General features: G+C 67.9%; 25 protein-coding genes. 19 read left to right on the top strand and 6 right to left on the bottom strand.

The features are described from left to right. Nucleotides 1-172: 172 nt before the first annotated feature. Nucleotides 173-1,303, top strand: coding sequence for a tyrosine-type recombinase/integrase (locus ACX1D3_RS01015; protein ID WP_458995121.1), 1,131 nt, complete (start codon nt 173-175; stop codon nt 1,301-1,303). Between the two features lie 347 nt (nt 1,304-1,650). On the opposite strand, the gene ACX1D3_RS01010 is transcribed toward ACX1D3_RS01015, so the two are convergent. The 3 genes from ACX1D3_RS01010 to ACX1D3_RS01000 are packed head-to-tail and all read right to left on the bottom strand — an operon-like array spanning nt 1,651 to nt 5,484. Further along, entirely contained in the window at nt 1,651-3,312 is a 1,662-nt protein-coding gene (locus ACX1D3_RS01010; protein ID WP_458995120.1) for a ThiF family adenylyltransferase, read from the bottom strand. Then, entirely contained in the window at nt 3,309-4,292 is a 984-nt protein-coding gene (locus ACX1D3_RS01005) for an SMODS domain-containing nucleotidyltransferase (protein WP_458995119.1), read from the bottom strand. The genes ACX1D3_RS01010 and ACX1D3_RS01005 overlap by 4 nt, the downstream gene beginning before the upstream one ends. A 1-nt stretch (nt 4,293) precedes the next feature. Continuing rightward, complete coding sequence (locus tag ACX1D3_RS01000; protein WP_458995118.1) at nt 4,294-5,484, bottom strand: SAVED domain-containing protein; 1,191 nt, start codon at nt 5,482-5,484, stop codon at nt 4,294-4,296. Between the two features lie 433 nt (nt 5,485-5,917). Between ACX1D3_RS01000 and ACX1D3_RS00995 the strand changes: the two genes are divergently transcribed. After that, nucleotides 5,918-6,589 carry a helix-turn-helix domain-containing protein gene (locus tag ACX1D3_RS00995; protein ID WP_458995117.1) on the top strand — a complete coding sequence of 224 codons (672 nt, stop codon included), beginning with the start codon at nt 5,918-5,920 and terminating at the stop codon, nt 6,587-6,589. 162 nt (nt 6,590-6,751) lie between these two features. After that, nucleotides 6,752-6,967, top strand: coding sequence for a hypothetical protein (locus ACX1D3_RS00990; protein WP_458995116.1), 216 nt, complete (start codon nt 6,752-6,754; stop codon nt 6,965-6,967). A gap of 173 nt (nt 6,968-7,140) precedes the next feature. Here the strand turns inward: ACX1D3_RS00990 and ACX1D3_RS00985 are convergent, their stop codons facing one another. Beyond that, nucleotides 7,141-7,362 (bottom strand): helix-turn-helix domain-containing protein, encoded by a 222-nt coding sequence (locus tag ACX1D3_RS00985; RefSeq protein WP_458996466.1) that lies wholly within the window; start codon nt 7,360-7,362, stop codon nt 7,141-7,143. A 396-nt stretch (nt 7,363-7,758) separates the two neighbouring features. Next, the gene (locus ACX1D3_RS00980; RefSeq protein ID WP_458995115.1) at nt 7,759-8,106 is read right to left on the bottom strand and encodes a MarR family transcriptional regulator; all 348 of its coding nucleotides are present in this window, start codon (nt 8,104-8,106) and stop codon (nt 7,759-7,761) included. 345 nt (nt 8,107-8,451) lie between these two features. Here ACX1D3_RS00980 and ACX1D3_RS00975 point away from each other — a divergent pair, with 345 nt between their 5' ends. From ACX1D3_RS00975 to ACX1D3_RS00900, 16 genes are all read left to right on the top strand, one after another. Further along, on the top strand, nt 8,452-9,000 hold the full coding sequence (locus tag ACX1D3_RS00975; protein WP_458995114.1) for a hypothetical protein: 549 nt from the start codon (nt 8,452-8,454) through the stop codon (nt 8,998-9,000). Continuing rightward, complete coding sequence (locus ACX1D3_RS00970; protein ID WP_458995113.1) at nt 8,994-9,902, top strand: hypothetical protein; 909 nt, start codon at nt 8,994-8,996, stop codon at nt 9,900-9,902. The genes ACX1D3_RS00975 and ACX1D3_RS00970 overlap by 7 nt, the downstream gene beginning before the upstream one ends. Before the next feature lie 4 nt (nt 9,903-9,906). Further along, nucleotides 9,907-10,575 (top strand): SAF domain-containing protein, encoded by a 669-nt coding sequence (locus ACX1D3_RS00965; protein ID WP_458995112.1) that lies wholly within the window; start codon nt 9,907-9,909, stop codon nt 10,573-10,575. Between the two features lie 4 nt (nt 10,576-10,579). Further along, a complete protein-coding gene (locus ACX1D3_RS00960; RefSeq protein WP_458995111.1) occupies nt 10,580-11,350 on the top strand; it encodes a CpaE/TadZ family protein in 771 nt (256 codons plus the stop codon). Continuing rightward, the gene (locus tag ACX1D3_RS00955; RefSeq protein ID WP_458995110.1) at nt 11,347-12,894 is read left to right on the top strand and encodes a TadA family conjugal transfer-associated ATPase; all 1,548 of its coding nucleotides are present in this window, start codon (nt 11,347-11,349) and stop codon (nt 12,892-12,894) included. Before ACX1D3_RS00960 ends, ACX1D3_RS00955 begins: the two co-directional genes overlap by 4 nt. Beyond that, nucleotides 12,891-13,745 carry a type II secretion system F family protein gene (locus ACX1D3_RS00950; RefSeq protein ID WP_458995109.1) on the top strand — a complete coding sequence of 285 codons (855 nt, stop codon included), beginning with the start codon at nt 12,891-12,893 and terminating at the stop codon, nt 13,743-13,745. The genes ACX1D3_RS00955 and ACX1D3_RS00950 overlap by 4 nt, the downstream gene beginning before the upstream one ends. Beyond that, complete coding sequence (locus ACX1D3_RS00945; protein ID WP_458995108.1) at nt 13,742-14,635, top strand: type II secretion system F family protein; 894 nt, start codon at nt 13,742-13,744, stop codon at nt 14,633-14,635. Before ACX1D3_RS00950 ends, ACX1D3_RS00945 begins: the two co-directional genes overlap by 4 nt. Nucleotides 14,636-14,674: 39 nt before the next feature. Continuing rightward, nucleotides 14,675-14,884: a hypothetical protein gene (locus ACX1D3_RS00940; protein ID WP_458995107.1), complete on the top strand. Its 210-nt coding sequence runs from the start codon at nt 14,675-14,677 to the stop codon at nt 14,882-14,884. 15 nt (nt 14,885-14,899) lie between these two features. Continuing rightward, nucleotides 14,900-15,298: a TadE family protein gene (locus tag ACX1D3_RS00935; protein WP_458995106.1), complete on the top strand. Its 399-nt coding sequence runs from the start codon at nt 14,900-14,902 to the stop codon at nt 15,296-15,298. Beyond that, nucleotides 15,295-15,762, top strand: coding sequence for a TadE/TadG family type IV pilus assembly protein (locus ACX1D3_RS00930; protein WP_458995105.1), 468 nt, complete (start codon nt 15,295-15,297; stop codon nt 15,760-15,762). The genes ACX1D3_RS00935 and ACX1D3_RS00930 overlap by 4 nt, the downstream gene beginning before the upstream one ends. After that, nucleotides 15,762-16,181: a TadE/TadG family type IV pilus assembly protein gene (locus ACX1D3_RS00925; protein WP_458995104.1), complete on the top strand. Its 420-nt coding sequence runs from the start codon at nt 15,762-15,764 to the stop codon at nt 16,179-16,181. The genes ACX1D3_RS00930 and ACX1D3_RS00925 overlap by 1 nt, the downstream gene beginning before the upstream one ends. Beyond that, a complete protein-coding gene (locus ACX1D3_RS00920; protein ID WP_458995103.1) occupies nt 16,178-19,456 on the top strand; it encodes a LysM peptidoglycan-binding domain-containing protein in 3,279 nt (1,092 codons plus the stop codon). Before ACX1D3_RS00925 ends, ACX1D3_RS00920 begins: the two co-directional genes overlap by 4 nt. A 194-nt stretch (nt 19,457-19,650) precedes the next feature. Further along, nucleotides 19,651-20,022: a TIR domain-containing protein gene (locus ACX1D3_RS00915; RefSeq protein WP_458995102.1), complete on the top strand. Its 372-nt coding sequence runs from the start codon at nt 19,651-19,653 to the stop codon at nt 20,020-20,022. Nucleotides 20,023-20,027: 5 nt separating this feature from the next. After that, nucleotides 20,028-21,008 carry a caspase family protein gene (locus tag ACX1D3_RS00910; RefSeq protein WP_458995101.1) on the top strand — a complete coding sequence of 327 codons (981 nt, stop codon included), beginning with the start codon at nt 20,028-20,030 and terminating at the stop codon, nt 21,006-21,008. Further along, the gene (locus ACX1D3_RS00905) at nt 21,008-21,289 is read left to right on the top strand and encodes a hypothetical protein (protein ID WP_458995100.1); all 282 of its coding nucleotides are present in this window, start codon (nt 21,008-21,010) and stop codon (nt 21,287-21,289) included. The genes ACX1D3_RS00910 and ACX1D3_RS00905 overlap by 1 nt, the downstream gene beginning before the upstream one ends. A 355-nt stretch (nt 21,290-21,644) precedes the next feature. Continuing rightward, nucleotides 21,645-22,208 (top strand): hypothetical protein, encoded by a 564-nt coding sequence (locus ACX1D3_RS00900; protein ID WP_458995099.1) that lies wholly within the window; start codon nt 21,645-21,647, stop codon nt 22,206-22,208. A 153-nt stretch (nt 22,209-22,361) separates the two neighbouring features. Here the strand turns inward: ACX1D3_RS00900 and ACX1D3_RS00895 are convergent, their stop codons facing one another. After that, nucleotides 22,362-23,765 carry a hypothetical protein gene (locus ACX1D3_RS00895; protein WP_458995098.1) on the bottom strand — a complete coding sequence of 468 codons (1,404 nt, stop codon included), beginning with the start codon at nt 23,763-23,765 and terminating at the stop codon, nt 22,362-22,364. Nucleotides 23,766-24,025: the final 260 nt, after the last annotated feature.

Below are 24,025 nucleotides of genomic sequence, written 5' to 3'. Positions count from 1 at the left end.
GGACTCTCATGGACACGGATGGCCTTCAGAGGCCTCCCATTCCCCACGTATTCCCCACGGTTCCCCACGTATTCCCCACGACATCGGTGGCGTGGGGAACGCCGTCGGCGTCGCCCACTGTCCACCCGACCGTCCTTCGGCCCGTTACGGAGTGTGACGGGAGGGGCGCACCATGGGTAGACCACGGGCCAAGGTCAAGCGCGGCTTCGGTGAGGTCGGCCAGCTGCCGAGCGGGCGGTACCGGGCGCGCTACACCGGCCCCGACGGCGGCCGGCACAGCGCTCCGATCACCTTCGTCGCCCGGATCGACGCCGAGGGGTGGCTGGTCGACCAGGAACGGATGATCAGTCGCGGCAAGTGGGAACCGCCGGCCCGTCAGGTCCGGGAGGTCCAGGCGGCACCACTGTTGCTGGGTGAGTACGCCGCCACCGTCGTGGCCCGCCGGCGGATTCGACCCGGCACGGCGGCGCTGTACGCGAAGCTGCTCAGGTTGACCATTGTCCCGGCCCTCGGCGGCAGGCCTCTGGGCGAGATCACCGCTGCGGAGGTTTCGTCCTGGTACGCCGGGATGCGGACGACACCCACCCAACAGGCCAACGCCTACGGGCTGCTCAAGTCGATCTTCAAGGAGGCCGTCGAGGAGAGGCTCGTGGAGGTGAGCCCCTGCCGGGTGAAGGCGGGCACACAGAAGGAACGCGCCCGCGAGATCGAGGTGCTCACCGTCGACCAACTCAACCGCTACCTGGCTGCCGTGCCTGAGGCGCGTCGGGTTCCGCTGTTGCTGGCGGGGTGGTGCGGTCTGCGTTCCGGCGAGGTTCGAGGGCTCCGCGTGCGTGACCTGGATCTGGACCTCGGGGTGGTGCATGTCCGTCAGGCCGTCGTGCGACTCAAGGGGCAACTCCTGATCGGCCCACCCAAGACGGACGCCGGGGTCAGGTCGGTGTCCATCCCTCCTCACCTCCTACCGGCGTTGCGGGAGTGGGCGGCGCGGCAGCCGGTGCGTGAGCGGGACTCATTGATGTTCCCGGCTCGCGACGGACACTCCCCGCTCAACGACAGCGTCCTGCGGGTGGCCCACAACAAGGGCAAGGCGGCCATCGACATGCCGGGCCTGACGGTCCATGGGCTGCGTCATACGAGTGCGACCTTGGCAGCGCAGTTGGGCGCCACCCTCGCCGAGCTCCAGGCGCGGATCGGGCACAGCACGCCGAACATGGCCATGCGCTACCAGCACGTCGCCGCCGAACGCGACGCGCAGCTGGCCGCTCGCATGTCAGCGTTTGCCACAGGTCTATCCGGCTGACTCCTTGACGCCTTACTGGTCGCCTCAGAAGTGTTCGCTCAACGAGGGACCAGGGAGGACAGGACTCCGGGCATGGAGGTGCGGACCTGGGACGAAGTGTCTTGCAAGGCGAGTTCGCAACTGCGTTCGCGGCGGGCTCGTTCGCGGAGGGAGAGGAGGGGGTCGGCGATGGTGGAGGGGAGGTGGCTGGCGACTACCCAGAGGGGCATGTCGCCGTGCACGTTGGGATTGCGATCCTCGTCGTCTTGGGGACGTGTGGAGTGTTGCTCAAGCGCGCGAGGTGCGGCGTGAGCGACCCGAGGACTTGGGAAGCGGTGCGAAGGGGGCAGCTAGGTGTGGCCGCAGTCCTAGACCGAGGGTGGCCGAATGAAGCGCAACGCCGGCTGCACGCCGGAATGAGGTAGGGCGAACAGGTGGACGCCCGATGTCCCGCCAGTCAGGTGCTTCCCAAGGAGGTTGACCTGCATGGCAGCGACCGCCGCCATGTCAGCCGAAGAACCATGGAAAGTCGGGATCGAGCACCCCAACGCTGGGATCAGCTCATCTTTCTCGCGTTCTTCCCAGAACGTGCGGTATGCCTCAAGCGCGCCGTCCGAGAGGACGATCTCCTTCGCATGGAGGTCGAGGCTGTACGTCGTCGTCGACCCAAGAGCACTAACTGCCATCATCCCGAGGGAACCGGTGCCAGTGTCCGTGAGCACTTGGGCAATCGTGGCTTTGCGCTCTTCGGATTGAGCGATGCCATTCAGGACCTGGGCGACGGCGAGGCTGACAGTCGCATCGATGACGACGGCACCCTCCTCGGCAAGAAGCTCGATCAGCCTCCGAGAGAAGGTGCCGTCGGTCGCTGTGGTGATGGAGCATTCTGGGGCGATCATCTGTAGACGTTGCGCGAGGGAGTTCGCTTTCGGGTAGGCGACATCTCCCTCCACGTAGTTCTGGCGCACCAGCAGGCCGGGCGAGACGAGACCGGGGTCGGCGAGATCGATGGATCTGACCCCAGCCCGAACCATGAACTCCGCGATCCAGGACCCCAAGCCGCCACAGCCGAGCAGGGCCACATCTCGTCCAGCAAGGGACGTGACGGGGCGTGCAACATCGCGTCTGGTAGAGATCGAGGGGCGTTCGTCCATGACAGTCCTCCACTCGATCGGGACATCGACGTGGGACCAGAGCCCCCGAGCCAGGTCCGCTAACTGAACTTGACCGACCTGAAGATGGTGGGTTCCCGCAGCGTCGTTGGGGATCGCAAGAACAATGTGGACGTCGCTCCGACCTTGGTTCTTTCGCCGAACCGCTCGTTTCAACCAAGCGTCGGTCGCCTGCCGGGCAAGGCCAGTCCCCAGATGGCCCAGAACTTGTTCGAGAGTCCTTCCGGGTCCGAGGAACATCGGCTGATGAGCCTGAACGACCAAGACCTGCTCTGCGTCCTCGCCGTCGACGGGGTCTGGCGAAAGCAGCAGTTTGCGCTCGCCCAGGCGGGTCAACCAGGCGAACGAGAGGCGCTTCGCGAGCGGGAGGTCGTGCTTGCACACAACTACTTCCTCCGTCAGTGTGAAGTGAGCTCGGCCTCCGACCACGTGCCACAGCGCTGTTCGAGCGTCGAACTGGTCAGCCACAGCGTCCGTGAACCACCGATATAGACGGTCCACGAAACCCACCGCGCCCTGCATCGGGTTCCATTCACTGGCAGGGTCTAGATAGATGCACAACTCGCCGCCTGTGAGGACGTGGGGGGTTCCCACGAAACGGTCGTGGGTCACGAAGACCTGCGGGGGGTCGAGCGGTGAGCGGGAGAGGGCTACGATCACGGTTTCCACGGCGTTGGCTTTGAGGCCGGCTGCAGCGGGAACCATCTGGGAGGTGTGGAGGTCGAGTTCCAGCAGTTGCCAGTCATCCTTCATCCCCCGTCGGCGCACCCCCGCCAGCACTGCCGGCATCGTTACGGCAAGCTCATCGAGCTCGCTGACGAAAGTCGCCCGGTAGGACGACTTGCGCTTCTTGGTCACCCGCCACGTCCTGACCGCGAGACGGAAGTGCCTCCGACGAGGAGAGGCGCGAAGGGACTCGACGACTCCTTCGGTTCATTTCCCTTGAAGCCGTCTCCGAAGATGCCTTGCCACCTTGCCAGACTCTCTTCGTCGTCTGTGGCGGTCAGGGCCCCACGCATCTCCGCGGCCACGACGTTGACCGACTTCCTCAATTGTGAGTAGGTCTCAGGCCGCTTCCACCGGTGGTCGAACGTAGTGCCTGGGGAGCTGGGGTCCTCGATCGACGGCCTAAGGGGATTGTCCTGGAGCCAGACGTCCAGCGCGTCCACCACGGTGACCAGTGTCTTGGGTACGTTCTGGTAGGCCCTAGGGTCGCCGTACTCGGCGTCGTGCGAGATCCGGTTGCCCATCATCGTGGTCAGGATGATCGACGGAACGTCGGTGAAGGATGCCCGGTGGTCGCGGAGGAACTTCATGATCCTGACCACCTTCCGGAAGTTCCCGTTGGTGATGTCGTCTCGCTCCCGCATCCAAGCGGTGAACCCTTCGGGGTTCGTGTCTTCCCACTCGCCGGTCTCGGCGTTGACGATGTGGTAGCCGTCTGACGTGAGGACATAGGGGACCAGGTCGACATGGCACTCGTTTGCGTAGCTCACGCGCACGCACCGGGTCTTCGCCTGGCGGTGGGCGTAGCCCGCAGACTCCAGCGCACGGTCGATAACGTCAAGGTACTTCGCCTTCGTCGTATCCCAGGACTCGTTCTCTTTCATGTGGATGAGCACGTCCGCGTCGTACTCCAAGCCCGGGAGAGGTTTGATGATCGTCCGGTGCGCCCACGAACCCTGTGGTGTCTTGCCAGTGACGAGCTGGCCGACCGAGTCACTCAGACGGAGCTTCCCGTAGAGCGTCTCGACCCGCTCCGGAAGCTGCTCCAGCCGCCATTTTGGCAGGTTGATGGTGTCCGTCAACAAGTTGTCGAAGTGCTTCGTCAGTTCCATGTCAGTTGTCCTCGGGATCAGTGATCGGGGGTGTGCGGATGTACTTCTTCTGGTCGAGCTCGTAGACCACCAGCTCGGGGTGCGCGCCGCGCATTCGTTGGCGACCCATGCTCACCGCCACACTGACCGGCACAGCGGCGATCACGTGGAGGGTCTTGACCTTCGGATAGAGCGTTTCAGCTTTCGCCAGCAGGTCCGTCCACGCTCGAACGACCGCGGCGAGGTCCTCCTCGGACTCAACGAGGCCGGCCCGGCCACCTCCCTTTGCGGGTCGTAGGCGGATGCGCGGAAGTCCGGCGATCTCCGGTGGAACGCTTCCAGCGGTGGCGGAGCCGGAGACAGCCACCTCGGCCACAACTTCGGTCGCCTCTGGGTCTTCTTCGTCCTCCACGACCTCGAAAGCTGTCGCTTCCCCCTTGTGCTGCCGCCAGGTCCAGGAGTCCGAACCGGTATCGTCCCGATGCTTGTCGAAGACTGTGGTCCCCAGCTTGCTCCCGAGTGCAGCCCCGAGGTACACCAGCAGCGGGATGGGCGCCATCGCGAACAGTGCGAGCCGTTCCACTTCACCTTTGGCGGCAGCGACTAGCGCGCGCCGGACGATGTCGTCGATTTGGTCGCGTCCAGCCTCCCAGTAGTAGGACTTTCGCGGGCTGCCTTGGAGTTGGATCACGTGCTCGTTGCGCTGTCCGCGGTCCACGTGGGTGATCAGCCCGGCCTCGATCATGGCGTGCATGACCTGTCTAGGGTTTACCTGGGCCAAGCTCCCTCGGACCTTGCCTTCCGTGGTGATCAGGATGGCCTGGGTGAGCGTCGCGAAATCTGTCGCGCGGCACACTCTTGACTCGTGCTCTTCCTTGCGTTGTGCGAGACGCTGCTCGGTCCAGTACTCAATGTTCGCCGGATCGTCCACCATGCGGTGACAGGGATGGCACAAGAGAAGGAGGTTCTTCTCGCCCGCCCGTTCTTGCAGAGTCAAGAGGCCCTGGTTGCGTGGCGAGTTGTCGGTGGGCGTGGCACCCACGATGTGCGCGACCTCACCCACCTTGGTGGTGTGGTAGTAAGCCCGACTGTCGAGGAGATACTCCGAGCACAGGACGCAACGTCCGGCGGCCTTGGTCCAAATGCGCAGATCGGTATTGGGCGTGATGTCCTTCCGAAAGATCCGGGTGTTGCGCGTACTCGCTTTGCTCACGGTCAAGACGTTACTCAGCAGGTCCGACAGTTCCGAGTGAGGGAGAGGCAATGCCCTGGTTGCGAGCGGCTGGATGACGCGCCAGAGCTTCCCGTCTGAGCGCCACGTGGACGAACTGGTGGCGCTCCGGGATGGGGTCAGGTCGTTGGTGGACGGAGCGCAGGCGGCGTAAGTGCAAGTACGGCTGGGGCTCGAGTTGCGTTGCGCTGAGGACGGACGGGGGGCCCCGCGCGACACGCCGCCGGCGCGCCTTCCCACCGTCCCGACGAACCTGCAGTAACCTCAGTGCCGGGAGAAGTGCGCCCAAAGACAAGAAAGAGCCTCGGTCACCGCCGGGGCTTTCTTGCTGTCCGGCTACGGCGAACACCCCGAACCCACCACCACCGGCGAGTCGCGCCCAGAGCGTCAGCGTTGCACTGTCACGGTTGTACACGTGCGGGTCTATAGCAAGGCCAAGGAACTCGGCGTAACAAGCCGCGCCCTCCTGCACTACCTCGCCACCAACGGCTGCCCACTGCCCAGCGCCAGCTCCAACCTGACCGACGAGGCCCTCGACCTCATCCCCGAGCCGCGCATCATGGAGGTCGGCCGGACAATCATGTTCCCGCCCCACCCCGATCACATCGCGCCCTGGCCGCCCTGGCCCCAGCTCGTCACCGGCTACCAGGCATCCCGGATCGCCGGCGTCGCGCCCGCCACCATCCGCCAATGGGTCAAGCGCGGACATCTGCGACCGGCCGAACTGCGGGGCCGGACGAAGACCGCGTTTTACCACCTCGACGACGTCCTGGCCGCCCGACTGCAGACCCGACAACGCCGCCGCGACATGGTGCCTGTCTACCGCGTGCCCAGGATGAGGTTCGAGGACTTCGACGTCGTGGTGACTGCCCGCGAGGCCGCCGACTATTTCAACGTCTCAGAGTCGACCATCCGCTCCTGGGCCAGCCGTGGCCACCTGGTCGCTGTCGGCCGGCGGGGCCGTTCGCCCTTGTACAGGGTGCGTTCGATCCAACTGCTGATCCGGAGCCGGGTCCGGCCCGATCTGGAACTTCGGAAGCCGCCGTCCCGGGACTACCCGGATGACGACGGCTACTGGGACGACTGATTGCCCTTACTGAGGGGAGGTAGCCATCTTGCGACCTCCCTAGGCAGAGCCCTGCCCTGATCCAGTTCTGCGTCGGCAACGAGCCGTGTCCCGGCTCCCCAAACCACTTCATCTCCCAAGGCCCGCTCCGGCGGGCCTTTTCCATGCCCGGAGGAGGCTCCCATGAACGGTTGGGACTTCTTGATCTCGCTGAATGAGACCACGTTGATCGTAGTGCTGCTTATCGCGCTGGTCGCCATGCTGGCGACGGTGGTCGGCGTGGTGGTGGCGATTTGCCGCATCACCTGGTTCGTGTCGGAGTTCGCTCGCCTGCCGAAGGCTGGGCGCCGCGATGCGTCGGCTTTGTTGAAGCAGCTGCCGAAGGTTCTTGGCCGGTGACGACGATGTCGATCGGGGCGAGGGGGCCGCCCGGGCCCGGGGGCGGGTTCCTTGGTCCCTCCGGACAGCGACGGCCCTCGCTTGTCCAGCGCTAGCCTGAACACCTCGTGTGCGCTCACGTTTGACGCGTCGCGACAGTCTGGCTCTCGTCTTCAAACGCCAGGCGGAGACAACTATGAGGCGCGTTGAGCGGTCCCTGTCCTCGTCGAGACCCGCGGCCCTGTTGACCATTGCGGGTATCGGCTGAACATGGCGTCGACGTCGTCCGGGTCCAGTCTGAGGATGCGGCCGCACCGGTACACAGGGAGGACGCCCTCGGCGATTCGCCGGCGGATGGTCTTCACGCTCACCCCGATCCGGGCAGCGGCCGTAGGCAACGACTCGTAGGTTCGCATGGTCATGGCACTGTCCCTTCCTGGGCCCAAACGGGCCTCAAAGGCACAAGACCAGCTCGACGTACTCCTAGCCGCAGCCCCCTGGCCAGCCTCCCTGGAACTGCAGGGCCGCTTCCTGGGCGAGCGGCGAATAGTCAGCCCTTGTGGGAGCGGGGTTGCGCAGCCTATGAGGCGCACTGCCATCCAAGACAACCGGGAGGACGTCTTGTTGCAGGGCGGCACGCGCGGTGAGCGGACCCAAGCGGTGCGGTCGCGCTGCGGCAGGCCCCTCGTGTGCCCGTCGAGCCTTGTGGATCTGGAGTTAGGCCGTCTGCGCCCGGATCAGGCGTCGTCCGTAACCCAGCTCGCACGCACGGTTCTCGCTTTTTGTCGCCGGGAGCGGCATCCCGCCGCCCGTCAATCCGACGCGGTCGGCGATTCGGCGGGGGGTGTGGTGGCCTGGATGAGCTCGCGCAGGTCGGCGTGGAGCTTCGAATGGTTGAGCGTCCAGTGCGTGCGCCGGCGGCGACGGTCGTCGCGGGGAACGTCCCCGGTGACGTAGCCGTGGTCCTCGAGCTCGTTGAGGTTGCGCGCGATCGTGGTACCGGCCACGCCCTCTCCGAGCGCGGCGACGAGCTCCGGAGTGCTGAGACACCCCCCATGCTCGGCCAGTGCGACGGCGATCGCGAGCTTGACGCGGTTCATACCCATGCCGACCAACGCGTCCAACTCGACGGGGAGCGGGGCGTCGGAGTAGGCAGGCACGCGCCCATTGTTTCAGTGGTCCGCGGCAAGGGGAGACGAGACACGATGAGCAATCTATACCGCTAAACGGTGTAGACGTGCTAGCGTGACACGCAGAGGGACGAAGCTCGAAATCCGCAAGATCGCCGAAATCCATGCTTAGCCTTCCCGTACAAGGTCCACCCCCTGGAGAGCTTGGAGCCAGCGATGGCCGCTTCTGACATTGGCAGTACCCGCGACAGCGCCACACGAGCGCCGAGCGCCTCCGGGATCGGCGCTGCCGCCTTCCACGAGAAATCACCACGCACAGGATGTCCGCGAGGTGCCTCCGCGCCCCGTTATGTCCCGTAGGCGAAGGAGGATGGGATGACCCACCTGGGACTGGCCACCAAAGCGGTCGGCGCCATCATGGCCGCTGCCCTGATCGGTGGCTGCACAGCCACGCCCACCACCAGCCCGACACCGACAGGCCCGTCGCAATCGCCGTCGCCCACGGTGACTCCGACACCGACCCTGAGCCCCGAAGACCAGAAGCTCGAGGACGCGAAGGCGCGGGTCGTCCTGCTGTGGCAGACGCTCGACGGCCTCCTGGTCGACTCGAGCAGGAGCATCAACGAGCTCGACACCCTTGCCTCGGGAGAGGCGCTGAGCAGCCTGCAGGTGATGCTGACCACGGTCCGGCAGCGCGGGCAGGTGCAGGTGGGAGCCACGAAGATCCCCTCCCAGAGCGCCCTGGCCAAGGGCGACGGGTGGGTCGTCACCTCGTGCGTCGATCGCAGCGGAGCCATCCTCACGGACAAGGCCGGGCAGCCGGTCACGCCGGCCCCGCAGCCACGGCTCTCACACGAGAGCACGGTGCAGCTCGTCGGCGCCAACCTGCAGATCACCAAGGACGAGGTCCTCGGATCATGTTGACCAGGTTCCTCGCGGCGCTCGCGCTGTGCGTGGCTCTTGCGACAACGTCGCTGACGGGGACCCCTGCCTACGCGGACGCCGGGTGCGAAGGGGCGAGCTGGGGAGTTGCCTGTGGTGTCGGCGTCCCCGGTTACGGTGGCTCCGGCGGCGCCGCTCCGCTGAAGCACACCGGCTCCGGCAGCAGCGACCCGGTTGCCTGCGTGACGCAGGAAATGCCCCCTCGCGAAGTCCCCTGTTCGAACCCGGAACTGGGGACCTGGAGCAACGCCCGAGCCTGCTACATCAAGGCCGAGTCGCCGCCGCCCCCGCTGACGGACGCGGTGTGGAGCGGCAACACGACGGGGTCGATCTACCGGTGTTCGGCTTCCGGCATCTGGTCGGGTCCGGGCTCCTACCTGTTCTGGGCCGACAGTGCTCCGGGTGTCGTCCCGGACCCCCGCGTCCTGGCGCAGCAGGCGGTCACGCAGATGCGCCTTCGCGCGGTCACGATCGGGATGGCGCCTGACCCCTCGCCCGGTTCTGTGGGCCTGGTGGGCCTGCCGATCTGGCTGTGGGTGGCGTCGCCGGATCAGAGCACGTGGGGACCCAACACGAAGACCGCGTCTGCGGGCGGCTACTCCGTCACCGCGACCGGCAAGGTCACCCGGGTGGTCTGGAGCATGGGCGACGGCGGGACCGTCGCGTGCACGTCCACGGGCACCTCGTACACCGACTCGTTCGGGATGTCGGCGTCGCCGGATTGCGGCTACCGCTACACGAAGCAGGGCACCTACACGGTCACCGCGACGAGCTACTGGACCATCAACTGGTCCGGGATCGGCGAGTCCGGTGTCATCAACCAGACGTACACGAGCTCGGTCGTTGTCACGATCGGCGAACTCCAGACCGTGGTGAAGGGATGAGGACGTGAGGACACCGACCTTGGCGCCGACGACGGCTACGACCACGACCCCTCCGGCGCCCGCGGCGTTGGGTCCCGTGAAGACCCGGCGGCGTCCGGTGCTGATCATCGCGTCCGTGGCGGCGCTCCTGCTGTCGGCGCTGGGCGGTGTGTGGCTGTGGACGGCGGCGACCTCGTCGGTCGAGGTCGTCGTGGCGAAGGCGGCCGTCCCTCGTGGCGCGGTGATCGCCGCCGGTGACCTGATGGTCGCGCGAGTGTCGCTGGATCCGGCCGTCGCCTCGATCCCCGCCAGCGAGGTTTCTACAGTCGTGGGGCAGCGAGCCGCGCTCGACATCTCGGCCGGCGGGCTGCTTACCCCCGACGCCATCGCCCCCGAGACCGTCCCGGCCAAGGGCGAGACCGTGGTGGGTCTGTCCCTGGTGGACGGGATGCTGCCCGCCATTCCCTTGAAGACCGGCGACGACGTGCGGGTGGTCCAGACTCCCGGCGCGCAGGGCCAGGTCGGCGACATCTCGCCGGTGACGATCGCGGCCAAGGTCGTCGCGGTCACGCGCTCGCAGGACGGGCAGTTCGCCCTCGTCGACCTGTTGGTAAGCGCGGACGCTGCACCCGATCTGGCAGCCCGGGCCGCGACAGGCAAGGTGGCCGTGGTTCTCGACTCCCGGGAACGGTGACGCCATGCCCCTCTTCACAGTCGCTTCCGTCTCGGGCTCGCTGGGTGTGACCACCCTGGCGGTCGGTCTCGCCCTGACGTGGCCCCGCCCGGTGGTGCTGGTGGAAGCCGACCCATCCGGGGGCTCGGCGATCCTGGCGGGCTACTGCACCGGGGTCGCGCGCCCTGGACTCTCCGAGCTGGTGCTGGCTCACCGGCACCACCAGTTGGCCGACGAACTGCCGTCACGGCTCTTCCCGCTGGCCGACTCGAACGCGAGCCTGTTGCCGGGGCTGCGGGCGCACCAGCAGGCCGCGTCGCTCCTCGGCGTGTGGGACGCGCTCCTGGACGCCCTGCGCGGACTCGACGCGGACACGGGCGTGGACATCGTCGTGGACGCCGGCCGGCTCGGCATGGTCGGCAGCCCGGAGCCGCTGATCTCGGAGTCGGACGTGACCATGGTCGTGACGGGGACTGGGCTGCCCGAACTGGCCCGGGTGCGGTCATGGCTGCCCGGTCTCCAGGAAGGCTCGCTGGGCGACGTGCGGTTGATCATCGCTGGCCCGGCACGTCGGTACAGCACGTCCGAGGTCACCAAGACTCTGGGCGTGCCGGTGGTCGGCGAGGTCGCGTGGGATCCGGACGCCGCGCGGTGGTGGTCCCACGGGGAGCCCCAACGTCGGTTCGACCGTTCGGCGTTACCGCGGTCCGTGGTGGCGTTGGGGGAGTCGCTCCGGGCTCTGGCGCCGCGCACGGAGGACGCGCTACCGCGCACCAGGACGGGGGCGGAACGATGACCAAACAGCCGCAGCCCACCTGGGAAAGGCCCGACCTGGCCAGCGTGCCCCTGTTCACCGCCTTCGCCGACGGTACCGATCCGGCGCGGCCGGGCCGCGTCCGATCTGGGTTCACCTTGTCGACGGCAGCCGCACCGACATCGTCGTCACTCCACGTTGTGGGACGCGAGGCGAGGTCGGGCGCCGGGGGTCGACCCACGGAGCGGTCGACCGAGGTGGACTGGGACGAGGCGTCGGAACTGCGCGCGCTGGCGTCCAAGCGCTTCTCCGAGCGGATCGGGCAGTCCCCCCTGGCCGACGAGACGGCGCGCCAGGAGCTCGGGCGGGCCGTGATCATGCAGGTCGTCCAGGAGGCGACCGAGGCGCGGTTCGCGGTCAACGGCTCCGTCAGCTCCGCCACCGCGCAGGACGCCTTGGCGCAGGCCGTCTTCGATCTGATGTTCGGGCTGGGCCGGTTGCAGCCGTTGGTCGATCGCCCGGACGTTGAGAACATCATCGTCGTCGGGCACGACCGGGTGTTCCTGGACCTGGTGGGCGGAGAGAAGGTGCCGGGGCCGCCGGTCGCGGCTTCCGACGATGAGTTGATCCAGCTGCTGCAGGACCTTGCGTCCAGGGCCGATCCGCCGCGCGTGTTCTCGGACGCCAACCCCGACCTCCACCTGAACCTGGAGGGCGCCCGCTTGGCGGCGTCCGCGTTCGTCACCCATCGACCCAGCGTCGTGATCCGCCGACACCGCCTGGTGCGCATCACCCTCGACGACCTCGTCGGCCTGGGCACGGTCAGCCCCCTGCTCGCGTCGTTCCTCGCGGCGGCCGTGAGGGCTCGGCTGTCGATCGTCGTGTCCGGCCAGCAGGGCGACGGCAAGACCACGCTGCTGCGGGCCTTGTGTGCCGAGATCGGTCCGGAGGAGGTGCTGGGGACGTTCGAGACAGAGCGGGAACTCGGTCTGGAGCAGTTGGTCGACGAGCACCCCGTCGTGTTCTCGTGGGAAGCGCGTCCCGGCTCCGGGGAGCGGGGTCCCGACGGGCGTCCGGTGAACGAGTTCACCTTGCAGGACGGCATGCACGCCTCGTTCCGGTACGCGCTCGACCGGCAGATCGTCGGCGAGGTCCGCGGACGCGAGGTGGCACAGATGATCATGGCCATGGAGTCCGGCTCGGGCTCGTTGTCGACCACGCACGCCGCGTCGGCGTCCGACACGATGGAGAAGCTCGTCAGCTGCGCGATGCAGTCCGGCGAGTTCACCCGCGATTCGGCGGTGATGAAGCTGGCTCGCTGCCTCGGCCTCGTGGTGCAACTGCGGTCCATGTACGTCCGCGGCCGCGACGGCTCCGTCCGCAAACGGCGCGTGATCGACGAGGTGCTCGCGATCACGCCGGGCGAGGAGTCCGCCGGCTACGCCGCGACCACAGTATTCCGCAGTGACCCCGACGGCCCGGCCGTCGCCTTCGTACTACCCGATCACCTACGCATGCTCGCGGGTCACGGGTTCACCGCGAACGAGTTCCTCCTGGAGGCGCAACGCCACGGCGGTGTCGCATGAACCCGCTGGTTCCCGCGCTGGTGAGCGTCCTTGGCGTGGGTGGCCTGATGGGGCTGGTCGCGGGGCTCCGGCGCGTGCCGGTGCCGACGGCCGCTCCGGCGACGCCCCGGCTCCTTGTGCGGCTTGCTTCGGTCCCGCGCCGTATCCTCGTCGCCGGTGTTCTGGCGGCGGCTGCCGGGGTGGTGGTGGCCTTGCTGTCCGGCTGGGTGATCGCCATCGTGATCTTCCCGCTCGCGGCGGTCGGCCTGCCGGTGGTCCTGGGCGTCTCGGACGAGTCCCACACGATCGAACGCCTCGAAGGCCTGGCGGAGTGGACGCGCAACCTGGCCGGTGTCATCACCGTGGGAGTCGGCCTGGAGGGCGCTCTGGTGGCCACGCTGCGCACGGCACCCGACGTGATCCGTCCGGAGGTGACCACCCTGGTGGGCCGGATCCGGTCGCGGTGGAACACGGCCGAGGCGCTCCGCGCGTTCGCCGAGCAGTTCAACGACTCGACAGGTGACCTGGTGGCAGCCACCTTGATCCTCGCGGCCCAGAAGCGGGCGGATGGTCTCTCCCAGATCCTGTCCGGACTCGCCGAGTCGGTGTCCGCGGAGGTCGCAGCCCGGCGCCACCTGGAGGCCGACCGCAGCAAGCCGCGCCAGACCGCGCGGATCGTCACCCTGATCACCGTGGTGTGCCTGGTCGGGATGGCCGCCACCGGCCAGTACCTGGAGCCGTACCGCTCACCGGTGGGGCAGGTCGTCCTGTCGGTGCTCCTCTCGCTCTACGTCGTCGGTCTTGTGGTCATGCGACGGATGGCGCGGGTCAAGCCGCTGCCCAGACTGTTGGCGTCCGGAGAACCGTCATGACCGGCCTGCAGCTCGCGGCCCTGACGGGCCTGATGCTCGCCACCAGCGTCCTGTGCGCAGTGTGGTGGCTTGCTCCGACCGTGCCGGCGCTCGGTCCCGCGTTGGACCGGCTGACCGGCGTGCCGACAGGTCCGGCCCTCCTGGGCGGCGTGGACGTCCAGGATCGGGTGGGTGCGTGGGTTGCGCGCCGGCTGCCGAGGTGGGTGTGGATGACGCCGGTCAAGGAGCTGGCGCTGCTGCGCCGGACGGAGGCCAGCTTCTACGGTGAGAAGCTGATCCTGGCTGCCATCGGGCTGGTCGCACCCCCGTTGCTATCGACGCTGTTCAACGTGTTCGGCTTGCGGTTCCCGATCGCGGTCCCGTTGATCGCGTCGCTGGTCGGCGCTGTCGGGCTGTTCTTGCTGCCCAACCTGGACATCCACGGCAAGGCGAAGTCGGCCAGGCTCGAGTTCAACCACGTGTTGACCGGCTTCATCGACCTGGTGGCCCTCGAACGCCGCGCTGGATCGGGGCCCCGGCAGGCGCTGGAGAACGCGGCGCGCGTCGGCCGCGGCCAGTGGGTCTTCGACCGCCTGGCGGAAGGCTTCACCCAGTCCAGCGTCGACGGACGCCCACCGTGGGACGTCCTCCGCGCGATGGGCGACGAACTGGCCCTGCCCGAGCTCGACGACCTTGCCAACATCATGGCGCTGGCCGAACAGCAGACCATGCCCGTCTACCAGACCCTCCGGGAACATAACCGAGCGCTGCGCGTGGCGCTCCTGACCGACGAGCAGGCCCGTGCGAACGCCGCCTCCGAACGGCTCACCATCCCTGCGACCATGCTGGCGATCGTCTTCATCGCCATCCTGCTGGGGCCATCCCTGATGACCCTGATGAGCAACACCTGACCCCCAAAGGAAGAACCCCTTCAGGAGAGGAACCCCATCATGATGCTCAACCTGTACGTGGAGAGCCAGCTCATGCGCCGCGACCTCGAGTCGTGGCTCGCCAAGCAGCGCAAGCGGATGCTCGCCGAGGACGGCATGTCGGAGACCATCCAGAACGTGCTCTGGGCGATCTTCGCCATCGCGATCGTGGGGATCGTCGCCGCGATCATCCAGGCCTACATCGTCAGCAAGGCCAACGAGATCCGATAGCGGGCGGCGACGACCATGCGACGGTCCAGGACCAAGCAGTCGGCGAAGCGAGGGGAGCGCGGCTCGTCATCGATCGAGATGGTGATCGCGCTCCCGCTCGTGCTCACCGTGCTGTTCCTGGCCGTCCAGGCCGGCACCTGGTTCCACGCCCGGTCGATCGCCCTGGCGTCCGCCCAGTCGGGTGCCCGCACGTCGGCGATGCTCAACTCGTCCCTGGAGGCGGGGTTGTCGAGCGCGAGGTCCTTCGCCGCGGACGTGGGCGGGACGACGCTGACCGGGGTGACCGTCACCGGCGACAGGACCGCGACCAGCACCACCGTGACGGTGACCGGCCACAGCGTCCGGCTCGTGCCGTTCATGGACGTGACCGTGTCCCAGTCGGCCACCCTGCCGGTCGAGAGGTACACGCGATGAAGCCGCGAGTTCACGAATCCCGACGCCGCAGCGCTCGGGGCTGGAAGACCGCCGCCGATGAGCGCGGCTCGGCGGCGATCGAACTGGTGTTGTTGGTGCCGGCCCTGATGCTCCTGCTGCTGTTCGCCGTGGCCGGCGGGCGCGTGGCGATCGCCCACGGGAGTGTGCAGCAGGCAGCCGCGGACGCCGCACGCGCGGCGTCCATCGCCCGTACCGCAGGCGCCGCCCAGACGTCGGCGGTGACGGCGGCAGGCGCCACCCTCGCCAACCAAGGGCTGACGTGCGCATCCATGACGGTCACCCTCGACACCTCGGGGTTCGCCACGCCGGTGGGCACGCCCGCCAGCGTCGAGGCGACCGTGAGCTGCACGGTGGAACTGTCGGAGCTGGCCGTGCCCGGCCTGCCGGACCGGGTCGTCAGCGCGACAGTCACAAGTCCGCTCGATGTGTTCAGGGGGCGATGATGCGGCAGCGCGATGAACGAGGCTCGGTCACGGTCTGGGGCGTGCTGATCGCCCTGATCCTCACCCTCGTGATCGGCATCACGGTCGACCTCACCGGACAGGTCAACGCCCAGCAGCGCGCGCACGACCTCGCCCAGCAGGCGGGGCGAACGGCCGCGAACCAGGTCCAGGCCAGCCAGATCATGCGCGGCCAATCCCCGCAGATCGATACAGCCTCCGCCCGCACGGCCGCAGCGGCCTACCTGCACGCCGCGGGTGTCGAGGGCAGCGTGAGCATCACCGGACCGACCACCCTGTCGGTGCACGTCACGATCGTCTACCAGCCGAAGTTCCTCGGAACCGCAGGCATCGGCCCCAAGACGGTCAGCGGCGACGCCACCATCCTGCTGTCGCGTGTCGTGAACGGAGCCCCCCGATGAACCAGCGTCCGCGTCACCCCCGTCTGGTCGGTTTCGCCGCCTCCGTCGCGCTGCTCGGCCTGCTCGTGGGGCTGCCGGCCGTACTGCTGGCCCTCGGATGGGGGCCGACGCCCTCCGGCCAGGACGGCTGGTGGGCGGCGCTCACCACGCCGGATGACGGCCACTTGACCCTCTTGGTCCTGAAGGTCGTGGCGTGGATCATCTGGGGACTGCTGGCGATCACGATCGTCACGGAAGGTGTGGCGGCCCTCCGGGGTTTGGAGGCACCCAAGCTGCCCGGGCTCCGGTGGTCCCAGGTGCCGGCCCGCCGGCTCGTGGCTGCAGCACTGCTGCTGTTCATCACAGTGCCAACGGCGGGGATCGAGACTGCATCCGCAGTCCCGGACAGCCCGAACCCGGTGGCCTCGCCGACGGTGACGGCCGCACCCCAGCCGTCGAAGCCCGCCCGGTCTACGCCGAGCGCCGTGGCGCTCTCGGCGAACGCCACCCCGCCCGTCACTCACACGGTCAAGCGTGGCGAGACCCTGTGGTCGATCGCCGAGCACCACCTGGGGTCGGGGAGCCGCTACCCCGAGATCCTCAAGCTCAACCACGAGCTCCTGCGGGGTAAGGCGCAGTTCCTCAGGCCGGGCTGGGTGCTCACCTTGCCCGCCAGTGCGCAGGCCGACGGCGAGCGGGCCACGGCAGCGAACGACCGCGCTCACTCCCGCTACACCGTGGTCAAGGGAGACACGCTGAGCGAGATCGCCCAGGAGCACCTCGACGACGCCGACGCTTGGCCCCGAATCTTCGAGGCCTCCCGGAAGCTCTCCCAGCCGGACGGCCGTCGCTTGACCGACCCGGACCTCATCCTCCCCGGCTGGCACGTTCTCATCCCGTCCGCCGCGGAGGCGACGCCCGATCTGCCAACCCCGGAACCAGAACAAACCGAGCCGACACCCCAGACCTCGCGGCCCACGCCGGCTGGCGCCGTCCCCTCCGTAACCGCCACCCCAACGCCGGTGTCCGAGACGTCGCCTGCGACGCCCGGGTCGGCCGGCGCTGTTCCCGTCGCCCCGTCGAGCGCCCCGTCGACGCCCTCCGCGGCTGCCTCGGCGACCGTGGCCACGGACGTGAACCACGACGAGAGGCCAGCGAGCGAGTCCTCCGATCGGGAGGCCGAGGCGCCAGCCCCCTGGTTGCTGGTCGGGCTCACCGGAGCCGGCGGCGTCCTCGCAGCCGGGCTGCTGGCCGGGCTACGTCAGCGCCGGAGGGCCCAGTTCCGTGCCCGGCGGCCCGGGCGGACGATCCAGGCACCGCCCCCGGAGTTGGTTCCGGTGGAGAAGACCGTGATGACCGAGGGGCAGGCCGCGACCCCCACCCTGCTCGCCACCGACCACGCCCTCAGGCTGCTCGCCGTCTCCGGCGAGGACCGCCTCGCCCCGCCCCCGCTCTTGGCTGTCCAGCTCCTGCCAGGCGAGGTTGCAGTTCAGCTGGTCGAGCCCATCAAGCTGGCGCATCCGTGGCGCCCGGACCCGGCCGACGACCGTCGATGGCTGCTGGCCACCGGCGCGCACCAACATGAGCCGACCGCCCGATCCGCCTACCCGCAACTGGTCTCCGTGGGACTCGACGACGACGGCGCCACCTGGCTGGTCAACCTCGAACAGCTCGGCACGATCAGGCTCACCGGGGACCCCACCTACGCCGCCGACTTCGCCCGCTACCTGGCTGCCGAAATCGCCGTCAACCCGTGGGCACGCCAAGTCCAGCTCGACTGCATCGGGATCGCCAAGGAGGCCGAACCGCTCGACCCGGCGCGCATCCGCCACCACCGCCTCGAGGACCCCACCGCGCTGGACGCCGCGATCGCAGCGGCCGGAGCGACCGTCGACAAGTGCGCCGAGCATGACGTGACCGCAGCCGCCGGGCGCGTCGACGACATGGGCGGCGACGTGTGGGACAGCTGGCTCGTCCTGGTCAACGGGGCGCTGTCGAGCACCCCGCTCGACCAGCTGCTCGCACTCGTCGGCGGGCATCCCGCGAGGACCGGCACCGCCGTCGTCATGGTCGCCGACACCGAGCCCGTCCGTGGCCTCGGCGTCCGACTGACCGGGCAGGGGCGGGTGCTCATCCCGTCCCTCGGCCTCGACCTGATCGCCAACGGACTCACCCCCGCCGAAGCCCACGGCTGCGCGCTGCTCCTGGCCCACGCGGACCTGCTCGACGACGTCGAGATGCCCAGCGACGGCGACGACGGCTGGCGTGAGTACGTGGACGCCGCCGGAGCGATCCGTGGCGAACTCGTGCTACCCCGCGACACTGACCCGGAGTCCGAGCCGGGGGCGACGGTGGTTCCAGCCCCGGACGCCGAGGTCCTCGACGTGGCTGCGACCACCAGGGACGACCTGCAGCAACTCGCCCCGCACGTGCCCGAGAAGGTCCGGGCCGCCGTCGAGGGTGCCGACCCCGGTCTGGACGGCGACCTGGCGGCCTGGGCTGCTGGCACCCGACCACACCTGCGGCTCCTCGGCCCCATCCAGGCACGCACCGGTACCACCGGGAAGCCCACGGCGGTCGCGAAGCGCAAGGCCTTTTACACCGAGCTCCTGGCGTTCCTGGCGCTGCACCCCCAAGGCGTCACCATCGACCAGGTTACCGACGCGTTCGGCTCCGACGCCACGCAGATGAGAGTCCATCTGTCGAAGGTGCGCAGCTGGCTAGGCGTCGATCCCACGACCGGCGGCAACTACCTGCCCGACGCCACGAAGTCCCCGGCCGGCATCGCCCGAGGCTTGGGCATCTACCAGCTGGTCGGCGTCCTGGCCGACATCGACCTGTTCCGCCGGCTCCGGGCGCGGGGCCAAGCACGCGGTCCCGAGGGCCTCAGCGACCTTCAGGCCGCCTTGGGGATGGTCACCGGAGAGCCGTTCACGGGACAGCGAGGGCGCGGCTGGAGCTGGCTCGCCGACGGCGTCCGCATCGATCAGCACATGGTGTGCGCCGTCGTCGACGTGGCCCACACGGTCACCACCGCGGCGCTGCACTCCGGCGACCTTGAACTGGCCCGCACGGCTACTGAAACGGCGCTGCTCGCGGCCCCGTACGAGGACACGCCGCGGCTCGATCTCGCGGCCGTCATTGCCGCCGAGGGTGACCGGCAGGCTGCCGAGCGCATCCTGCGGGACGACGTCAGCAACCGCGCCGACGACGGCGATGCCCCCGATGACCTACCTGAGCGAACGGCCGAGCTCGTCGCCAGCGCGCCGTGGCTGAAGAAGGGACGCGTCGCCTGAACGGGCGGGCACCGGGCCCCTGCGGAGTCCCCACTGCGCCCGCATAGACGGGAGATCCGCGACCCCTCGCGTGGGTGACCGACGTGCTGCCCGTCACCTTGGCCTGATCGGCTCCAGTAACTGTCGGTGCGCCCCGATACGCTCGATTCCGAGGCCAGGGCGGCACTCACACGATTACAGGTAGGGGATGAATCATGGCCGACAAGAAGGTCGTCTTCGTTGCGTTCGCGATCGAGGATGAGAGAATGCGTGACTTGTTCAAGGGGCAGTCGCTCCACCCACGCCATCCGTACGAGTTCATCGACATGTCCGTCAAGGAGCCCTACGACACGGATTGGAAGATCAAGGTTCGCACTCGTATTCGTCGGTCCGACGGTGTAATCGTGCTGGTCAGCAAGAATTCGCTGACGTCCTCGGGTCAGAAGTGGGAGATCCAGTGCGCGAAGGAGGAAAATAAGAGGATCCGGGGCATCTGGATCTACTCCGGTGACCGCACCGAGCTACCCGGTGTGCACACCGTAGCCTGGACGGATTCCAACGTCGCGAACTTCATCGACTCGCTCTGAGCGTCATGCGAAAAGCACTCATCGTAGGGATCGACTACTACCGTTCGATCCAGTCGCTGCACGGAGCAGCCAACGACGCCTATAGCGTCAAGAGCGTGCTCGATCGGCACGCCGACGGGACGACCAACTTCACTCAGCCCAAGCTGATGGTTGCGACCTGCCCAGACACGGCCGTGACCCGAGCGGAGTTGCGCGAAGCTGTCCAAGAGCTCTTCCGGGACAAGGTCGACATCGCGCTGCTCTACTTCTCGGGCCACGGCTACATTGACAGCGCCGGCGGGTTCTTGTGTGCCAGTGACTGCGTCGACGGTCACGACGGACTCGCCCTGGCCGAGGTGATGACGTTCGCCAGCCAGTCGCCGGCGGAGAACAAGATCATCATTCTCGACTGCTGCCACAGCGGGGGCGCCGGCAGCAATCCCATCGCGCCCGCGTTCGCTGAGATCAAGGACGGCGTCACGATCCTCACCGCCTCCACGGCGAAGCAGTACTCGATGGAATCGAACGGCTCCGGGGTGTACACCAACCTGCTGGTGGACGCCCTGAGTGGCGCCGCAGCGAACCTGGTCGGCGATGTCACGCCCGGCAGTGTGTACGCCCACGTCGACCAGTCCCTCGGGCCTTGGGCTCAGCGGCCGGTCTTCAAGACTAATGTCGAGCGCTTCGTCTCGCTGCGAAAGGCCGAAGCGCCGATCGCACTGGCGGACCTACAGAAGCTGACCAGGCTCTTCGAGGATCCAGCGGTGGAACTCCCGCTGGATCCCTCCTATGAGCCCGAGCGCAGTGGAACCGAACCGCCGGGCACTCCGGAGCCAGATCCCCTGAGGACCGCCGACTTCGCCGTCCTGCAAGACCTTGCCAAGGTCAATCTCGTCAGACCCGTTGGGGAGAAGCACATGTGGCACGCCGCGATGAACTCCAAGGCCTGCGAGCTCACAGTGCTCGGCCAGCACTACTGGGGACTCGTCGACCAAGAACTCATCTGATGACCGAGCACGACAGAATCCGTAAGATCCTCGAGAGTAGCGAGGTCATCGACCGGCTCGCCTCGATCGAGCACGATCGGTGGTCTCACTGGCAAAGGTACGTCCACGCTCAGTGCCAACGACGTGAGGACGGTTCACTCATTATTCCCCCAGAACTCGTAGCTAGGTGGGAGCGGCAAATCGAGACACCCTTCTTCGGCCTTTCCGAGAACGAGAGGGAGAGTGATCGTCAACAGGTGCTCGAGTACCTGCCAGTAGTCATCGAAGCATTGATGGACTAAGCTCCTTCGAGCGGCGAACGCCACTTGATTGTGATTGCGGCTGGCTGGGCTTCTCCATGGACCTCTCCGATACGCACAGAGGGACTGCTCTCGTGCCGCGCTCATTGGTACGACCAAGTATCGCGGAGGCCCCGGTCTGGCAAGTCCACAGTCTCAGCGATCTCGGCGTCGACAGCGACTGGGTTCGGCCTGGCGCCCGAACTAGGGGCAGCCGCTTGAGAGTGTCGATGTTTGCATTGGCGAGAGGGCGCCGTGCGCCGCCTGCGCTGGCGAGCACACTGAAGAGCGCCGCGGACTGTTGGCCAATCCAGGGCCAAACGACCTCAGTGCGGGCGTGGGCGTCGATACTGTGTCCATGTCTGGTTTCACCAGAGGCGGTCGCTATGGTGACCGCCTCGTCTACGAGGCCCTGCAGTCAAAGTGGGTCCGCTATCACCGCCACTGCACCTGTGGGAAGGACTGGGTCGAGGCGCACGCCATTCCAGCCGGCTTCACCGTAGTGAAGGCGGGAAACGGTTGGGTTGGGTTGGTCGGACCGGGTCTCACAGAGGGCGTGGACGAAGACAAGCTGACGGTCAACGCCCTCTGGGAAGCTGTGACTGGGCGCCCTGGAAGCCAGTCATGGTACGAGGACGTAACTCTGCTTCCAGTTCCAGTTCCGGGCAAGTCAGGTCGGCGAGACCCGGGCAAGTATTCCCCGATGCCTCCGCGCGCTACGTGGCGCCAACTCAACTCCGAATGGGTCATCCGGGCCAAGAACATCCAGGTCGGTGACAAGATCACCGTCTACCGGCGAGATGGCGCCGGGTCGGAAGAAACCGTGGCCGAGGTCCTACGCGAAGAGCCGGCAGGGTGGCAATTGGCCAGGCCCCTCAAGGCTGAGGTGCGTGAAGACGGAACGGGTCAGCGTCCTCTGTGAACCCGACACCTGCGAATCTCTCGTCCTGAACAGCAGGCGAGCTCAGGCGGCAGGCTGGCAACGACAAACGACACTGCAACGGGCCCGACCCGATCCTGAGCTCTGGCTCGCGGATCCAGGCGCGTGATCCCGAGGTGACCGACCTTCGGGGTCTCAGGAGGACAGCCCGGCCCGGTTCACGGCCGACATCAGGGCGGGGCGGCGGCGGTAGACCTCGCGCAAGCGGACGATCTCGGCGTCCACCTCGGCTCGGTGGCCTGCCGTGTCATGGAGGGCGCGTGCCCGCACGAGGAGGTCGACGATGGCCGGGTACCGCTTGGAGTCGGGTGTGGTGAGGGACTCCAGTACCTGAGCCAGGCACAGGCGGCCCGCCCGGAGCGGGAAGTCGTCTTCCGAGGCGTCCACGAGTTCGCGCCACGCGTGGCCCGCGCCGAGGGCGTCCGCCGCCTCCCACGCGCGCGTGACGTTCTTTTCGGCGAGGTGGAGCCGGACGAGGTGGGCGCCGCCGCTGCTGTGTGCCTGCTGCGTGGCCTGCTCGAACGCCCACGTGCGTTGTTCGTCTTGGCGCCCGCACCGCCCCCCCACCTGGCTCAGCAACCGGAAGGCGTCCACGCTGAGGTCGCGGTCGAACAGGGTCCGCGCGATCGAGAGGGCGGCGTCCGGACGCCCACCGTCCAGGTAGACGTCGACGGCGTCCTCGACGGGCACGATGGTGGGCCCCGCCCGCCAAGCGACGTCCACGCAGCCCTTGGTGACGGCTCGGTCCAGCCACGCGAGGACGTCAGCCGGCCGTCCGGCGTCACGCAGCCGGCGGAAGATCTCCCGGTAGTACGGGCGGTCACCTCCGGACAGCAGGGCGACCGCCTGGTCGACGTCGCCGTCGTGGTCGGCCAGTTCCAGCAGCATGCGGTCGATCTCGCTGCGATAGGGGTCGGCACCCGGTCCACCGCCGCCCAACGTCGCGACGCTCGCGCGGTAGGCGTCCCAGGCGGGCTCGTCGAACGCATGGGCCACGGCGTCCAACGTGAGCGACGGCCAGCCGCCGTACTCGACCCGGAAGTCGACCACCCAGCGGGCCAGGGTGACCGGGTCGGGGTGCCCTTCGGCCGCGCGGCCGAACAGTGCCGACGCTCGTTCGGCCACCTCGAGCAGGGCGTCCGCGTTGTCGGCGTCCCGGGCCAGGTCGCCGAGCCGGGTGAGTAGGTGCTGGAGCACTCGTAGCACCACGGGGTGGGCGCCGCCGTCGAGGTGCCGCTCCAGTTCGTCGACGGACTCCTCGACTCCTTGGACGCCGTCGTCGACGTCTTCGTAGAAGGGGTCGTGGTAGTCGAGGTCGACTCCGGCCAGCGCTGCGTCGACGGCCGTCAGGAGTTCGGAGGCGGTCGGTTCGTCCTCGGGTGTGGCGCGCAGCTGCAGCGATCGCATGGCCTCGGGGCTGTACCCCGCCATCTCGAGTACCAGCGACTGCAGCGCATCACGGTCCATCGAGCGCAGGAACCGCTCGACGTCTGGCGTGACCGGATACCGCACGCCGTCGGGCCCGATCACGTTCTTCACCCTCTGATTATCGCGAACCTTCCGCACGTGGCCGGCCGCGGTCCGCGTCGTTGCTTCTCTGTGAAAGGCCAGACCGCTCTTCACGCGCTGGCGCATCTCCAGCCTCAGGCCGGGTGTGTCAGGGGCTACGCGGGGAAACACGGGCCGACTAGTCGCTTTGGTCGGTGTTGGCCGCGTCGTGGGTCGCGGTTCGATGCCGCGAAGCCCTGTGGACTACGAAAGGAACAACGTCGGATTGGTGATCTTCCCGCATACCCACG

It is taken from the genome of Tessaracoccus yangjingae (assembly GCF_054483935.1).
This window is presented reverse-complemented; position numbering and strand designations above follow the sequence as displayed.